At 69.3% G+C, this 14,813-nt stretch carries 13 protein-coding genes; 6 read left to right on the plus strand and 7 right to left on the minus strand.

Features of this window, described 5'->3' with window-relative positions; translation table 11 throughout:
* The first annotated feature begins 220 nt into the window (after nt 1–220).
* Nucleotides 221–1,411, plus strand: coding sequence for a DNA polymerase IV (gene dinB, locus AC1RVW_RS29525; protein WP_106935360.1), 1,191 nt, complete (start codon nt 221–223; stop codon nt 1,409–1,411).
* A 14-nt stretch (nt 1,412–1,425) separates the two neighbouring features.
* Nucleotides 1,426–2,112: a TIGR02117 family protein gene (locus AC1RVW_RS29530; RefSeq protein WP_493204236.1), complete on the plus strand. Its 687-nt coding sequence runs from the start codon at nt 1,426–1,428 to the stop codon at nt 2,110–2,112.
* A gap of 10 nt (nt 2,113–2,122) precedes the next feature.
* Here the strand turns inward: AC1RVW_RS29530 and AC1RVW_RS29535 are convergent, their stop codons facing one another.
* Nucleotides 2,123–3,184 (minus strand): purine-nucleoside phosphorylase, encoded by a 1,062-nt coding sequence (locus AC1RVW_RS29535; RefSeq protein ID WP_081265781.1) that lies wholly within the window; start codon nt 3,182–3,184, stop codon nt 2,123–2,125.
* A gap of 105 nt (nt 3,185–3,289) precedes the next feature.
* Here AC1RVW_RS29535 and AC1RVW_RS29540 point away from each other — a divergent pair, with 105 nt between their 5' ends.
* The gene (locus AC1RVW_RS29540; RefSeq protein ID WP_493204238.1) at nt 3,290–4,525 is read left to right on the plus strand and encodes a DNA topoisomerase IB; all 1,236 of its coding nucleotides are present in this window, start codon (nt 3,290–3,292) and stop codon (nt 4,523–4,525) included.
* Here AC1RVW_RS29540 and AC1RVW_RS29545 read toward each other — a convergent pair.
* The 5 genes from AC1RVW_RS29545 to AC1RVW_RS29565 form a co-directional block, all read right to left on the minus strand.
* Nucleotides 4,468–5,148 carry a hypothetical protein gene (locus AC1RVW_RS29545; RefSeq protein ID WP_493204240.1) on the minus strand — a complete coding sequence of 227 codons (681 nt, stop codon included), beginning with the start codon at nt 5,146–5,148 and terminating at the stop codon, nt 4,468–4,470. The two genes, AC1RVW_RS29540 and AC1RVW_RS29545, sit on opposite strands and share 58 nt — an antisense overlap.
* Nucleotides 5,149–5,268: 120 nt before the next feature.
* The gene (locus tag AC1RVW_RS29550; protein ID WP_081265779.1) at nt 5,269–5,448 is read right to left on the minus strand and encodes a DUF3606 domain-containing protein; all 180 of its coding nucleotides are present in this window, start codon (nt 5,446–5,448) and stop codon (nt 5,269–5,271) included.
* 111 nt (nt 5,449–5,559) lie between these two features.
* The gene (locus AC1RVW_RS29555; RefSeq protein ID WP_493204242.1) at nt 5,560–7,062 is read right to left on the minus strand and encodes a class I adenylate-forming enzyme family protein; all 1,503 of its coding nucleotides are present in this window, start codon (nt 7,060–7,062) and stop codon (nt 5,560–5,562) included.
* 3 nt (nt 7,063–7,065) lie between these two features.
* Complete coding sequence (locus tag AC1RVW_RS29560) at nt 7,066–8,052, minus strand: Bug family tripartite tricarboxylate transporter substrate binding protein (protein WP_081265777.1); 987 nt, start codon at nt 8,050–8,052, stop codon at nt 7,066–7,068.
* A 161-nt stretch (nt 8,053–8,213) separates the two neighbouring features.
* Entirely contained in the window at nt 8,214–10,541 is a 2,328-nt protein-coding gene (locus tag AC1RVW_RS29565) for an acyl-CoA dehydrogenase family protein (protein ID WP_493204244.1), read from the minus strand.
* A 106-nt stretch (nt 10,542–10,647) separates the two neighbouring features.
* Between AC1RVW_RS29565 and AC1RVW_RS29570 the strand changes: the two genes are divergently transcribed.
* Genes AC1RVW_RS29570 through AC1RVW_RS29580 form a run of 3 tightly spaced genes read left to right on the plus strand, consistent with a single transcriptional unit; the run spans nt 10,648 to nt 13,982 of the window.
* On the plus strand, nt 10,648–11,433 hold the full coding sequence (locus AC1RVW_RS29570) for a citryl-CoA lyase (RefSeq protein ID WP_493204246.1): 786 nt from the start codon (nt 10,648–10,650) through the stop codon (nt 11,431–11,433).
* 10 nt (nt 11,434–11,443) lie between these two features.
* A complete protein-coding gene (locus tag AC1RVW_RS29575) occupies nt 11,444–12,607 on the plus strand; it encodes an acyl-CoA dehydrogenase family protein (protein WP_493204248.1) in 1,164 nt (387 codons plus the stop codon).
* Between the two features lie 10 nt (nt 12,608–12,617).
* On the plus strand, nt 12,618–13,982 hold the full coding sequence (locus AC1RVW_RS29580; RefSeq protein ID WP_493204250.1) for an MmgE/PrpD family protein: 1,365 nt from the start codon (nt 12,618–12,620) through the stop codon (nt 13,980–13,982).
* Between the two features lie 6 nt (nt 13,983–13,988).
* Here the strand turns inward: AC1RVW_RS29580 and AC1RVW_RS29585 are convergent, their stop codons facing one another.
* Nucleotides 13,989–14,696 carry an arylmalonate decarboxylase gene (locus AC1RVW_RS29585; RefSeq protein ID WP_493204251.1) on the minus strand — a complete coding sequence of 236 codons (708 nt, stop codon included), beginning with the start codon at nt 14,694–14,696 and terminating at the stop codon, nt 13,989–13,991.
* Nucleotides 14,697–14,813: the final 117 nt, after the last annotated feature.

Consider the following 14,813-nt stretch of genomic DNA (forward strand, 5'->3'; position numbering starts at 1 on the left):
GCACAGGCCGCCGGGTGCTCCCCGCAGCGAAATAAAGGAGGAGGCCGAAGGCCGGGGGACATTCGCGGAGGGGAGTACTCGGCGGCCTGTGCACACGCCCTGAAAGTGCCCCCCAAAAGCGCCCCTCAACAGGCAAGACAGTCCCACCCGCGAGACAATCGTTGCCGTGAGTTCCCAGCCCCCGTCAGCCCCACGAATCCGCCGCATCGCCCACCTCGACATGGACGCCTTCTATGCGTCCGTCGAGCTGCTGCGCTACCCGCAGCTCAAGGGCCTGCCCGTGGTGATCGGCGGCGGCCGGCGGCGGGTGGACGAGGCCATCCGCGACCTGCCCGAGGGCGGCACGCTGGCCGACATTCCGGTCGATTCGTTCCCTCGGCTCAAGGACTACACCGGCCGCGGCGTGATCACCACCGCCACCTACCCCGCGCGCCAGTTCGGCGTCGGCTCGGCCATGGGGCTCATGAAGGCCGCCAAGCTGTGCCCGCAGGCCATCATCCTGCCGGTGGACTTCGACGAATACCGGCGCTTCTCGCGCGCCTTCAAGCAGGTCATCCTCGAAGTCGCGCCGCTCATGGAAGACCGCGGCGTGGACGAGGTGTACATCGACTTCACCGACGTGCCCGGCGGCCAGCGCGACGGCGGGCGCTCGCTGGCGCGGCTGCTGCAGAAGGCCATCTTCAGCGAGACCGGGCTGACCTGCTCCATCGGCGTGGCACCCAACAAGCTCATCGCCAAGATGGCGAGCGAATTCAACAAGCCCAACGGCATCTCGGTGGTTTATGAAGACGACCTCGAATCGCGCATCTGGCCGCTGCCCTGCCGCAAGGTGAACGGCATCGGCCCCAAGGCCGACGAGAAGCTCAAGCGCTTCGGCATCGAGACCGTCGGCCAGCTCGCGGCGCGCGACCGCGACTGGCTCATCGCCAACTTCGGCAAGGCCACCGGCGCCTGGATGCACGAGGTGGCCTGGGGCCGCGACGACCGCCCGGTGGTGACCGAGAGCGAGCCCGTGTCGATGAGCCGCGAGACCACCTTCGACCGCGACCTGCACGCGGTGCGCAACCGCGCCGAACTGGGCGCGATCTTCACCAGGCTGTGCGAGCAGGTGGCCGCCGACCTGCAGCGCAAGGGCTACGTGGGCAAGACCATCGGCATCAAGCTCCGCTATGACGACTTCAAGATCGCCACGCGCGACCAGACCATCGGCCACTTCACCGCCGACGCCAAGACCATCCGCCAGACCGGCGGCCAGTGCCTGAAGCGCGTGCCGCTCGAACGCCCGCTGCGGCTGCTGGGCGTGCGCGTGGGCGCGCTGGCCAAGGCCGGCAGCCCCGAGGCGCTGGCGCCCGCCGGCGGCGCGCAGCGCGCGGCATCGGAGCCGGTGGCGACCACGGCCTCTCTTTTCTGACGGGCGCCACCACCATGCTGAAACGCTGGCTCCGGAACACAGCATTCACACTGCTGGGCCTGGCCTCGCTGGTCGGGCTGTATGTCGCGGTGGCGTGCGCGCTGGTGTTCTGGCCGGCCAACGGCGCGAAGCCGGCGGGCGATGCACCCGCCGAAGTAAAGGCCTGGGTGCTGAGCAATGGCGTGCACACCGACTACGTGTTCCCGGTCCGCTCGGCCACCATCGACTGGCTGCAGGTGTTTCCGCTGAAAGACTTCAAGGCGCCGCCGCCCGATGCCGAGTTCATCGCCATCGGCTGGGGCGACCGCGAGTTCTACCTGAACACGCCCACCTGGGGCGACCTGACGGTCTCGCGCGCCTTCGGGGCGCTGTCGGGCGGCAACCGCTCGCTGCTGCACGTGAGCTACCTGCGGCGCAGGCAACTGGGCCGCGGGGCCTTCGAGCTGCCGCTGTCGCAGGCCCGGTATGCGCAGCTCGTCGGCCATGTGCGCGCCAGCCTGCCGCCGGGGCCGGCGCAAGCCATCGCGGGCGCGCACTACGACAGCCAGGACGCCTTCTACGAAGCCGAGGGCGCCTACAACCTCTTCGAGACCTGCAACACCTGGATCGGCCGCGGCCTGCGGCAGGCGGGCGTCACGGTGAGCCGCTGGACACCCTTCGACTTCACCGTGACCTGGCACCTGCAGCCGGCGCGGCCCTGACCGGGCAGGCTCAGGGCCTGGGCACGCCGCCCTGCCACTGCGGCCAGTTGGCCACGATGTGGTCGACCACGCGGCTGCCCACGCGCTCGACGTTCTCCACCGTCTCCGCAAAGCCGCCGGCCGTTTCGCCGGGGGCCGGGTCCAGGTGCTGCAGCGTGGTTTCCTTCGGGTTGCCCTGGTCGAAGTTGACCGCGCCGCGCAGGCTCATCACGCGGTCGGTGCCGTGGGTGCGCTTGATGACCAGCGTGATGGCGGCGGCCTCCATCTCGGTGATGACGTAGTCGTCCGCGCCGTAGAGCTTGGCGATGTACTGCGCCTGCTTCGACATGCCGGGGCCGTGGAAGAAGGTGTCGCCCGTCATGTGGGTGCCGGTGCCGACGAAGGGCGCGCGGCGGGCCGCCGCGTCGGGGTAGCGCAGGCGGTACTTGCGCGCCGACTCGGAGTCTTTCAGCGGCGTGTCGGCCGACAGCCTCATGGCCCAGCGCACGAGGTCGGGGTTGAGCTGGAAGCGGCGGTATTCCTCGTAGCCCTTGCGCGGCATGAAGGTCGGTTCGCCGGGCTTGTTTTCTTCAGGCGCCCAGCGGTGGCCCAGGTCGTAGTCGACCAGCCAGGTGCCCCAGTTCACTTCGCCGATGGTGCCGCGCGAGGGCGGCGTGCCGGCCACGCCGGAGATGACGTAGTAGGCCTGCGAAAAATCCAGCCGCGGGTTCAGCAGGATGGCCTGCATCGACGACGAGGAGTTGACCTTGCCCATGCCCAGCACCGCGCCGCACACGCCGTCGGTGTTGCAGTACACGGGCTGCAGCGCGCCGGGCACGGCGATGGGCTTGGCGTCTTTCCAGTAGCGCTCGTACCAGTGCTGGAACTCACCGGCACGGTCGCCCGTGTTCTGGCCGATCTCGAACATGGCGGCGACGAACACCTTGACCTTCACGGGCGGTGCGGAAGCCGTGGCCGGCACGGCGGTGGAGGTAGAGGTAGAGGTAGAAGTGGAAGCGCAGCCCGCCGCAAGCAGCGCGGTTGCCGGCAGCAGCAGCCAGCGGGTACGGAAGGACGAAGGGCGAGAAGACATGGAGAAGCTCGATAAGGGAAAGAACAGACGGCCCGCATTTGCGGCGTCCTACAGGCCGTGATTGTCGGCGCTGGCAAAAACGGTGCGTACCACCACGCAAACCCCATGCCGGCCACCGTTCTTTCCACCTCTCCCGTGTCGCAGCCGTCCGCGCGGCCACCGTCGAAGCCCACGCCCATCGCCAACGGGCTGGTCTACGTGAACCCCGACATGCCGGGCATTCGCCGCCTGAAGCACGGCACGCGCTTTCGCTACCGCGACGCCAAGGGCCAATGGCTGCGCGACGTGGACGAAATCTCGCGCATCCGCATGCTGGCCATTCCGCCGGCCTACACCCAGGTCTGGATCTGCCCGCTGCCCAACGGCCACCTGCAGGCCACCGGGATCGACGCGCGCGGGCGCAAGCAGTACCGCTACCACGCCGACTGGCGCGTGATGAAGGACGAGACCAAGTTCGAGCGGCTCGAAGCCTTCGCGCTCGCGCTGCCGCGCATCCGTGCCCGCGTGGCGCGCGACCTGCAGGCCGACAGGAAGAACAAGGCGCCCGACCGCAGCCAGGTGCTGGCGGCGCTGGTGCGCCTGCTCGACACCACCCTGCTGCGCATCGGCAACGAAGAGTACGCAAGCAGCAACGGCTCCTACGGCCTCACCACGCTGCGCAACCGCCATGTGGACGTGCACGGCACCGCGCTGCGGCTGCGTTTCAAGGGCAAGAGCGGCGTGATGCACGAGGCCAGGCTGGAAGACCCGCGCGTGGCCAAGGTGGTGCGGCAGTGCCAGCAGTTGCCCGGGCAGGCCCTGTTCCAGTACGCGGGCGAAGACGGCGAGCTGCACAGCGTGTCGTCCACCGACGTGAACGACTACCTTGCCGAAGCCTCGCCCGGCGAACGCTTCACCGCCAAGGACTTCCGCACCTGGCACGGCACGGTGCAGGCCCTGGAGCTCACCCGGCTGGCCTGCGAGCCGGGGCGCAACGCGACGGACGGCACCCGCTACCGCGCCAAGGACATCCTCGCGGCAGTCGCCAAGCAGCTCGGCAACACGCCGGCGGTCTGCAAGAAGGCCTATGTGCACCCGGCCGTGCTGGCGCTGGGCAGCGCGCTGTCGGACAACGATGAAGACGCCGCCACCGCGCTGTTCGAGAAGATCGCGGGCCGCAAGACCGCGCGGCCTTCACGCGGGCTCTATGCGGCCGAACGCAGGCTGCAGGCCTTCCTGCGCACGCACCGGCAAGCGCAGGCGCGTGCTGCGGCGGGCAACACCCGCCGAGGCGGAAGGAAGCTTCAGGCCGCGGTGGCGAGCGCGAAGCGCACGCTGTCGCCGTCCACGGCGACGACGTAACCCAGGTCTTCCGCCAGGTTCTGCAGCGCGACGGCATCGATGGCCAGCGCGCGCGGCGCACGATGCGCATCGAGCACGGCGTCGGTGGCGCCCGCTTCGCGCGGCATTGCAGAAAGCCGCAGCGCATTGGCGCCTTCGGCCTGCACGCGGATCGTGCCGGCCTCGTCGGCACTGTCGTGCAGGTAGCCCAGCACGCCGAGGAACAGATAGCGCAAGGCCGCCGCCGCGGGCCAGCGTTGCTCGTCCTCGCTCGGCTCGAGCGCGGGGTCGATGTCGAGCGTCACGCCGTGCAGGTCGAAGGCCGCGCGCATCAAGGTCGTACATTGCGCCACCAGCGCGCTGCGGGCGATGCCGTCGTCTGTGGTCGCCAGTTCCCAGTCGCGCAGCGAGCGGATGGCACTGACCAGTTCGGCCACCTGGTTGTCGATCAGCGCCACGCGCTCTTCGCAGGCGGCGGAATCGACGGTGGCTGCGCTGACCTGCCGCTTGAGCATCAGCAGCGCCATGCGGATCACCGAGACCGGCGCCGCCATGTCGTGCCGCAGTGCGGGCAGGGCCCGGGTGAGAAGTTCGTGGCGCACGCCTGCGGCGATCCAGCTGCGCGCACTGGGAGAAGACTTCATTGCGCGGCTGCCAGAGGCGTGGGGTTCATCGGCACGGTCACGGGTACTTCCTGAAACGAGAGGGAGCAACAAGTATCGTGCCCGGCTACCGCGCCGGGTGTAGGAGCGAGCCTACGAGCCTCAGGGCTTGCCCAGGTAGGTGCGCACGTCCTTCACCAGCACACCGGCGGCGGCGATGGCCGAGCGCAACTGCGCCTCGGTCACGCCCAGCGTCTGGGTCCAGTAGCGCACTTCGTGCGCCTCGTTCACGTTGATGCGGGCGGCGTCTGGCGGCCCGCGCTTGCTCAAGTCATCGGCCATGGTGATTTCCTTTGTAGAAGGAACAACGATGCGGCGAGCCCCGGAGGCGGGTGGAAGGACTGCGGCGCACCCGCTTGCAGGAAAACGCGAAGCGCCCGGCGGCACACCTGCCTACGCTGCGCGCAGCCGCGCCTGCAGTTCGCGCTTGAGCAGCTTGCCGTTGGGGGTGGTCGGCATGGTGTCGATCACCTCGATGCGGGTGGGGCGCTTGTAGGGCGACAGGTGCTCCACCAGGTGCGCGCGCAGCGCCGCCTCATCGAGCACCGCACCCGGCTCCAGCTCCACGAAGGCGACCACCTGCTCGTTGCCATCCACCTCCGGCACGCCGACCACCGCGCACAGGTGCACGCCGCCGAAACGGCCGATGACCGCCTCGACCTCCGCCGGGTAGACGTTGAAGCCCGAGCGGATGATCATTTCCTTCAGCCGGCCGACCACGAACAGCGCGCCGTCGGGGCCGAAGCGGCCAAGGTCGCCGGTGGCGTACCAGCCGCCGGGGCGCATCACCTGCGCGGTGGCGGCCGCGTCGCGGAAATAGCCGAGCATGAGGCCCGGGCCGCGCAGCCAGATCTCGCCGGTGTCGCCTTGCGGCACGTCGCGCCCCTCGATCGACACGATGCGGGCCTCGCCGCCCTCCACCGCATGGCCGGCCGCCGTGTCCGAACGCGGGGCTTCCGTGCGCGTGAGGAACACCGAGCCCGCGTATTCCGAGAGCCCGTACCCGTAGTGCAGCGGCTGGCCGAACAGCCGCTCCACGCGCTGCTTGAGCGCGGGGTCGAGCGGAGCCGAGCCGGTGTACACGTAGCGCAGATGCGGAAAGCGCGGCACCACGCGCTCGCCGTCGATGTGGGCCAGCAGGCGCGCGTACATGGTCGGCGGCCCGAGCAGGTTGGACACCTGCTCGTGCGCCAGCGCCTGCAGCATGTCGGCCGGTGAGAAGCTGCCGCGCAGCACCAGCGAAGCGCCGCCGGTGAGCGCGGCCATCAGCACGGTGCCGATGCCGAAGATGTGCGTCATCGGCAGGAAGGCGTAGGCACGGTCGCGCTCGCTCAGCGCCCTCACGCCAGCCGACACCCGCCCGAAGTGCAGCAGCCCGCGGTGGGAGACCATCACGCCCTTCGGCGTGCCCGAAGTGCCGGAGGTGAAGATGATGGCGGCGGTGTCGGCCAGCGCCGGGTCGGGTTCGGTGCGTGCTTCTTCGCGCGTGGCCGAGCGCATCACGCCCGCAAGCGAGGACGGCACCGCACCGGCGCGCCGGGCGTGCTGTTCGGCCGCCTGCGAAGCGCTTGTGGTGAAGCAGCAAAGGCGCGCGTCCGCCCGTTCCACGATCGCCGCGATCTCGCCCGGCGACATGCGCGCGTTCACGCCGCAAGACCATGCGCCGATGCGGCTGCACGCCATCAGCAGCGCGATGTGCGCGGCGCAGTTCTCGGCCACCAGCACCACGCGGTCGGTCGGGCGCACGCCGGCGTCCAGCAGGTCTTGCGTGGCGGTCTCGGCCATTGCCTGCAGCGCCGCGCAGGTGGTCGTGGCGCCGGGCTCGAAAAGAAAGACTGCCTCAGGCGTGCGCGCCGCGCGAGCCTCCAGCAGCTCGTGAATGCGTGATTGCCGCATCGCCTATTCCGCCTCGATGCCCTTGGACGCGGTGGCCCAGAGCTGCCGGTCCGACTTGCCCTTGGTAGCGAGCAGGTCGGCCGCGCCGGACCACACGTCATAGCCCTGCTCGCGCAGGCGGCTCGCGATGTCTTCGCGCGCCAGCATCTTCTGCGCGGCGGCATTCATGCGCGCGACCAGTGCCGGGTCCATGCGCGCCGGGCCGTACAGGCCGAACCAGCCGCCCACGTCGTAGCCCGCCACGCCCGACTCGATCATGGTCGGCACCTCCGGCAGCATGCGGTTGCGCTGGCGCGAGGTGACGGCCAGCGCGCGCACCTTGCCGGACTGGATGAAGGGCTTGGAGGTCGCGATGATGTCGAACATCATCGTCACCGTGCCCGCCATCACGTCGGCCAGCGCGGGCGCGCTGCCCTTGTACGGCACATGGGTGAGCTGCACGCCGGCCATCTTCTCGAGCAGCGCGCCGCTCAGGTGGTTCGACGCGCCCACGCCCGCCGAGCCGTAGAACACCTTGCCGGGCCGCGCCTTCGCATATTCGAGCAGCTCGGCCACGCTGCGCACCGGCACGTCGTTGTTGATGACGAGCACGTTGGTGTAGTCCACCAGCGGCGCGATGGGCACGAGGTCCTTCATCGGGTCGAAGGCCATGTGCCGCTGCACGTTGGGGTTGATGGTGATGGTCGGGCTCGCGCCGAAGAACAGCATCGTGCCGTCGGCCGCGGCCTTGGCCACCGCGTCTCCGCCGAGCGAGCCGCTCGCGCCGGGCCGGTTGTCCACGATCACCTGCGTGCCCAGCGCCTGGCTCAGCGCGGGCGCGAGCAGGCGCGCGGCGCCGTCCACCGGGCCGCCGGCCGAATAGCCGACCACCAGCTTGATGAGCGGCGGCAATGGCTGCTGGGCAAAGGCGCGGTGCGGCAGTGCGCCGAGTGCCGCGCCGCCGGCCAGCGCGGCCATGAGTTGGCGGCGCGAGAAGTGAGTCGATGTCATGAGCGTTGTCTCCTGTTGTTGATCTACAAGTCAGGCTCGAAAGCCAGGCAGGACTGTTCTTTCGTGAAACACCGCGGAACCGGCTTTGCCGGGCCGCAGGTGTTGCCCCCGGTAGGGGGTTGGCGAAGCGACACGAAGTGCGCGAAGACTGGGGGCGAGCCTCACGCAGGCAAATCGAGGACTTGCCGCGCGAGGATGTTGCGCTGTATCTCGTTGGTGCCGCCGTAGATCATTGCGGCCGTCGAACCGATGAGCGGCGAGAGCACGTTGAAGCTCTGCCCGTCGAGCACCTGGTCGCCGGCCACGGCGCCCTGCTCTTCGGCTGCCTCGAGCAGCAGCGCGCCGATGCGGTGATAGGTCTCGCTGGCCCAGATCTTCAGCAGCGACACCGACGCGGGCAGCGGCTTGCCGGCCCGCGCGATGTTCGCGAAGCCCGTGTACGCCGCCGACAGGTCGAGCACGTCGAGCCGCAGCGCCGCGAAGCGCTGCGCGAACACCGGGTCGGCAAACAGCCGCCGCGCCTGCGCCAGCCGCGCAAGCTGCCCCAGCGCGTACTGCGACTGCTTGGGGCTGCCCAGGAAGATGCGCTCGAAGCCCAGCAACGCCTTCGCGATGGTCCATCCGCCGTGCAGCCTGCCGACCAGGTTTTCCGCCGGCACGCGCACGTTGTCGAAGAACACCTCGCAGAACTCCGGCTCGCCGGCCAGCGTGCGGATCGGCCGGATGGTGATGCCCGGCGTGCGCAGGTCGCACAGCAGGAAGCTGATGCCCTCCTGCTTGCGCGCGTCCTTGTCGGTGCGCACCAGCATGAAGATGTGGTTGGCGTCCTGCGCGAGCGTGGTCCATATCTTCTGGCCGTTGACCACGAAGTGCTCGCCCTGCGCGTCGCGCGCCGGCATCGCCTCGGTGCGCAGGCCCGCGAGGTCCGAACCGGCATTGGGCTCCGAGTAACCCTGGCACCACACATGCTCGCCGCTGAGGATGCGCGGCAGAAAGCGCTGCTGCTGTTCGGGCGTGCCGTGCTGTATGAGCAGCGGGCCGATCATCACGATGCCCTGGTCGGGGGCGCGCGCCACGCCGTGCTGCTCCAGCTCCTCGATCCACGCGATGAGCTTGTCGGCCGGCAGGCCCATGCCGCCGTGCGCCTGCGGCCATGCGGGCGCGATCCAGCCTTGCGCCGACAGCGTGAGATACCACTCGCGCATCTCGCTCCATCGCGCGCGGTGCGACAGGTAGCGAAGCTGCTGCGGATAGCGCTGCTGCAGGAAGGCGCGCACCATGCGGCGGAAATCGGCCTCGGGCATCGCCGCCCAGTCGGCGGTGCGGGGGAATTCGCCCTGCCACTGCGCAGTGCCCGCTGCCGCCTCCGCATCGCGCGACAGCGACGCATGCCGGTGCCGGTGCGCGCTGGCATTGCCCAGCCAGGCCGACAGGCACAGCACGCGCTTGTAGAACAGGCTCAGGTCGCATTCCTGCGTGTAGCCGATGGCGCCATGCAGCTGCACCGATGCGCGCGAGGCCTGCAGCGCGGCTGCCGTGCAGCGCGCATTGACGCGGCTGGCCTCGGCCTCCATGCGCTCTGCCGTCGGTTCCTGCACCACCTGCGCCAGCACTTCGTCCAGCGTCGCCTTTGCCACTTCGAGGTGGATGAACATGTCGACACAGCGGTGCTGCAGCGCCTGGAAGCTGCCGATGGGCTTGCCGAACTGCGAGCGCGTGCGCAGGTAGGCCAGCGTCTGCGCGAGCATGGCCTGCCCCGCGCCCAGCAGCTCGGCCGACTGCAGGATCTGCCCGCCCGCGAGCGCCCGGCGCAGCGCCTCCTGCGCGGCCGGGCCCTCGGCCAGCACCGCGTCTGCCGGCAGCCTGACCTGCTCGAAGCGCAGGTTCGACGCCTGGCTGCCGTCGACCAGCGGCACCGGCGTTTCGCTCACGCCCACGGTGCCGCGCGGCACCCACAGCAGCACCGCGTCGTCTTCGCCACGCGCCGACACCAGCCAGCCGCTGGCGGCGGCGCCGGGCAGCACCATGAGCTTTTCGCCCTGCAGCAGCACGCCGCCGGCATCGCCCGCCAACGCTTCGCAGCCGCAGGCCAGCGGCACCGCGCTGAGGTCGCCCGCGCTCTCCTGCCACGCCAGCGCCGGCAGGCTGCGGCCCGCGACCAGTTGGGCCAGCAGCGCATCGGCGCGCGGAGTGTGCAGCGCCGACAGCAGCAGCGCGCCGAGGCCGGCCACGGCCAGCAATGGCTCCGGCGCCGCGTGCTCGCCGGCCGCGCGCAGAATTTCCGCCGCACCGGCCAGCCCCAGCGCGAGGCCGCCGGCCGATTCGGGCGCCAGCATGCCGGGCCAGCCCAGGGCGGCGATGTCGCGCCAGCCTTCGGCCTCGTCGGCATCCGGTTGTTCCATGCGCTGGCGCCGCCGCTGGGTGGCGCGGCTGCGAACGAAGTAGTCGAGCGCCGATTCGCGCACCGCCGAAAGTGATTCAAGGTCCATCGCCGCAGCGTGCCCGAAGACCCCGCCGCCGAGCATTTGCATTTGCCGAAGGGAGGGTTTCGCAATCAGAGAGCCACCCCGCGCGAGGCGGGGCTAGATTCGGCGCATGACCACCAAGATCAAGAAATCCCTGCATACGGAGCTGGGCCACAGCACGCCCGACAGGATCACCGTGCGCGGGCGCGACCTGCCTTCGGAAATCCTCGGCCACCTCAACCTGGGCGACATGGCCTTCCTGGAGCTGACCGGGCGCATCCCGACGCCCCAGGAGTCGGTGACCTTCAATGCCATCGTCGTCACGCTGGTGGAGCACGGCATCACGCCCAGCGCCCTGGCGGCGCGCCTTACCTATGCGGGCGCTCCCGAAGCGCTGCAGGCGGCCGTGGCAGCCGGGCTCTGCGGCCTCGGCACGGTGTTCGTCGGCAGCACCGAAGGCGCGGCCAGGATGCTCTACGAAGCGATCCCCTTCGGCGACAAACCCACGCGCCCGCTGGCCGACATGGCGAAGGACATCGTGGCCGACCACCGCGCGCGCAAGCAGATCGTGCCGGGCCTGGGCCATCCGCTGCACAAGCCGATCGACCCGCGCACGCCGCGCCTGTTCCAGATCGCGGCGGAGAACGGGCTCTCCAGCCACTATGTCGCGCTGATGCAGGCGGTGCAGGAAGAAGCCGAGCGGGTGTCGGGCAAGTCGCTGCCGATCAACGCCACGGGCGCCATCGGCGCGATCGCGGCGGAGTTCGGTTTTCCCTGGAAGATCATTCGCGGCTTCGGCGTGATGGCGCGCGCCATCGGCCTCGTGGGCCATATCCTGGAAGAGATCGACGACCCGATGGCGGTGGAGATCTGGCAACGCGTGGAGAAGGAAGCCGGCGGCCCGCGCCAGGACTGAGCAAAGAACGATGAACAACGCCAACGACAAGAACTACCCCGACATCCGCGACGCCGTGCGCGACCTGTGCGCGCAGTTTCCCGATGCCTACTTCCGCAAGATCGACGAGGCGCGCGGCTACCCCGCCGAATTCGTCGATGCGCTCACCAGGGCCGGCTGGATGGCCGCGCTGATTCCGCAGGAGTACGGCGGCTCCGGCCTGGGCCTGACCGAAGCCTCGGTCATCATGGAAGAGATCAACCGCTGCGGCGGCAACTCCGGCGCCTGCCATGGCCAGATGTACAACATGGGCACGCTGCTGTGCCACGGCAGCGAGGCGCAGAAGCGCAACTACCTGCCCAGGATCGCCAACGGCGAACTGCGCCTGCAGTCGATGGGCGTGACCGAGCCCACCACCGGCACCGACACCACCAAGATCAAGACCACCGCCGTGAAGAAGGGCGACCGCTACGTCGTCAACGGACAGAAGGTGTGGATCTCGCGCATCCAGCACTCCGACCTGATGATCCTGCTGGCGCGCACCACGCCGCTGGCGGACGTGAAGAAGAAGTCCGAGGGCATGTCGATCTTCATCGTCGACCTGCGCGAGGCCATCGGCAAGGGGCTCACGGTGCAGCCCATCCTGAACATGGTGAACCACGAGACCAACGAGCTGTTCTTCGAGAACCTCGAGATCCCGGCCGAGAACCTGATCGGCGAGGAAGGCCAGGGCTTCAAGTACATCCTGGACGGGCTCAACGCCGAGCGCACCTTGATTGCCGCCGAGTGCATCGGCGACGGCTACTGGTTCATCGACCGCGTGACGAAGTACACCAAGGAACGCGTGGTGTTCGGCCGGCCCATCGGGCAGAACCAGGGCGTGCAATTTCCGATTGCGGAGGCCTTCATCGAAGTGGAAGCCGCGAACCTGATGCGCTACGAGGCCTGCCGCCTGTTCGATGCGCACCAGCCCTGCGGCGCGCAGGCCAACATGGCGAAGTACCTGGCGGCCAAGGCGAGCTGGGAGGCCGCCAATGCCTGCCTGCAGTTCCATGGCGGCTTCGGCTTCGCGTGCGAATACGACATCGAGCGCAAGTTCCGAGAGACACGGCTGTACCAGGTGGCGCCGATCTCGACGAACCTGATCCTGAGCTATGTTGCAGAGCACATGCTGGGCCTGCCCCGTTCGTTCTGAAGGACTTCCCATGAATTCCATCGACCATCCGAGCAAGGTGCTCGCGACTTTCGCGGCCGAACTGCAGTTCGCCGACATTCCCGGCCCCGTGCTGCGCCGCACCGAGGACCTGATGCTCGACTGGCTAGGCTCGGTGCTGGCGGCCCGCACGGCGCGGCCCGTGCGCAGCATCGAGCGCTTCGCCCGGATGATGGGCCCCGCGGAAGGCCCCAGCGAAATACTGACTTCGCGCCAGACCAGCTCGCCGCTGTTCGCCGCGCTGGTGAATGCGGCGGCGTCGCACTTCGTGGAGCAGGACGACGTGCACAACGGCTCGGTGTTTCATCCGGCCGCCGTCGTCATCGCGCCCGCGCTCGCGGTGGCGCAGAGCCTCGGTGCGAGCGGCGCGCAGCTGCTAACGGCCGTGGTCGCGGGCTACGAGGTCGGCATTCGCGTGGGCGAGTTCCTCGGCCGCTCGCACTACAGGACCTTCCACACGACGGCGACCGCGGGCACGCTCGCGGCGGCTGCTGCAGTGGGCCGCCTGCTGAACCTCACGCCGCAGCAGATGCTGCACGCCTTCGGCTCGGCCGGCACGCAATCCGCCGGCGTGTGGGAGTTCCTGCGCGACGCGGCCGATTCCAAGCAGTTGCACTGCGCGCACGCGGCGGCCAGCGGGCTGATGTCGGCCTACCTCGCGCAGGACGGCTTCACCGGCGCGGCGAAGATCCTCGAAGGTGCGCAAGGCCTGGGCGTGGGTATGTCTAGCGACGCCGACCCGGCCAGGCTCACCGACGGCCTCGGCACGCGCTGGACGCTGGCCGAAACCTCGTTCAAGTACCACGCCTCCTGCCGCCACACCCACCCCGCAGCCGATGCGCTGCTGCAGGTGATGCAGCAGAACAACCTGAAACCCGCCGACGTGTCGCGCGTGACAACGCACGTGCACCAGGGCGCCATCGACGTGCTGGGCCGTGTGGACGTGCCGGCCACGGTGCACCAGGGCAAGTTCTCGATGGGCACGGTGCTGGGCCTGATCGCGGTGCACGGCCGCGCGGGCCTGGGCGAGTTCGACCGCGACTTCCTCGCGCCCGAGGTCTCGGCCTTCCGCGAGAAGGTGACGATGGAGCTAGACGAAGAGGTCGACACCGCCTACCCGGCGCGCTGGATCGGCAAGGTCAGCGTCCACACCACCGACGGCCGCACACTGCAGGGCCGCGTGGACGAGCCCAAGGGCGACCCCGGCAACAGCCTGGACCGCGCGGAGATCGAGGACAAGATGCAGCGCCTGGCGCACTACGGCGAAGGCGCCACCGCCGACGAGGCGAAGGCGCTGTGCGAGCAGGTCTGGAAGCTGGCCGATACGCCGCGCGTGGGGCGCTGGCTGATCGGCTGAAGCGGCTCAGGCGAAAAGTCGCCCCTGGCCAGGCACGCGCGGATCGAGCCCCGCGGTGCCGACGAGGTCCCAGAAGCCGGCGGGCGAACTCGACACCACGGGCACCTGCAGGCGGGCTTCGACTTCACGCATGGCATCGAGCGTGACCAGTCCGCCGCACGAAATGAGGATGCCGTCGGCGCCGGGCTGGGCTTCGAACACCTTCAGGCACAAATCGACCAGCACCTGGGTAGGCACTTCGCCCACGGCCTTCACGTCGGAGATGGAAAGGCCTTCGAGCGCGAGAGGCTCGAAGTCGCTCTGCTCCAGGTACTTGCGCAGGTGCTGGTTGACTTCGTCGATGTACGCGGTGGCCACCGCCACGCGCCGAACGCCGAGGTGACGCAGTGCACCGACGATGGCGTTGCTCATGGTGGTGCAGGGTAATCCGGTGGCGCGCGTCATCTCGGCTTCGAGCTCCCGGTTGAAGGCCGCGCCGCGAAAGAAGCTCAGCGAGGTGCCCATGAGCGAGACCGCGCTCACGCCCTCTTCCTTGAGCGCCACGGCCTTCTCGACCACCGAGTCGATGACATCCAGATAGCCTCGCGTCGAGATCTCTCCAAGGCCCAGGCCTTTGGCACTGAAGCGGATGCGCTCGCCGTAGAGCAGCGGGCCGTCCACCGGCACTGCGCCGGCTGCGGGGGGGACTATCAGGCCGAGGTGGGGTGTTGTCATTTCAGTGTTTCGTGTTTTGTTTGTGGGTCTTTCGGGGCGTGTGCACAGGCCACCGGGTACTCCCCTCCGCGAATGTCCCCCGGCCTGCGGCCTCCTCCTTTATTTCGCTGCGGGGAG

The organism is Variovorax sp. MPBD4-3 (genome assembly GCF_058809745.1).

Coding starts and splice junctions, on each gene's coding strand:
- dinB (WP_106935360.1), top strand. CDS start 221: ATGGACGCCTTCTATGCGTCCGTCGAGCTGCTGCGCTACCCGCAGCTC.
- AC1RVW_RS29530 (WP_493204236.1), top strand. CDS start 1,426: ATGCTGAAACGCTGGCTCCGGAACACAGCATTCACACTGCTGGGCCTG.
- AC1RVW_RS29535 (WP_081265781.1), bottom strand. CDS start 3,184: ATGTCTTCTCGCCCTTCGTCCTTCCGTACCCGCTGGCTGCTGCTGCCG.
- AC1RVW_RS29540 (WP_493204238.1), top strand. CDS start 3,290: ATGCCGGCCACCGTTCTTTCCACCTCTCCCGTGTCGCAGCCGTCCGCG.
- AC1RVW_RS29545 (WP_493204240.1), bottom strand. CDS start 5,148: ATGAAGTCTTCTCCCAGTGCGCGCAGCTGGATCGCCGCAGGCGTGCGC.
- AC1RVW_RS29550 (WP_081265779.1), bottom strand. CDS start 5,448: ATGGCCGATGACTTGAGCAAGCGCGGGCCGCCAGACGCCGCCCGCATC.
- AC1RVW_RS29555 (WP_493204242.1), bottom strand. CDS start 7,062: ATGCGGCAATCACGCATTCACGAGCTGCTGGAGGCTCGCGCGGCGCGC.
- AC1RVW_RS29560 (WP_081265777.1), bottom strand. CDS start 8,052: ATGACATCGACTCACTTCTCGCGCCGCCAACTCATGGCCGCGCTGGCC.
- AC1RVW_RS29565 (WP_493204244.1), bottom strand. CDS start 10,541: ATGGACCTTGAATCACTTTCGGCGGTGCGCGAATCGGCGCTCGACTAC.
- AC1RVW_RS29570 (WP_493204246.1), top strand. CDS start 10,648: ATGACCACCAAGATCAAGAAATCCCTGCATACGGAGCTGGGCCACAGC.
- AC1RVW_RS29575 (WP_493204248.1), top strand. CDS start 11,444: ATGAACAACGCCAACGACAAGAACTACCCCGACATCCGCGACGCCGTG.
- AC1RVW_RS29580 (WP_493204250.1), top strand. CDS start 12,618: ATGAATTCCATCGACCATCCGAGCAAGGTGCTCGCGACTTTCGCGGCC.
- AC1RVW_RS29585 (WP_493204251.1), bottom strand. CDS start 14,696: ATGACAACACCCCACCTCGGCCTGATAGTCCCCCCCGCAGCCGGCGCA.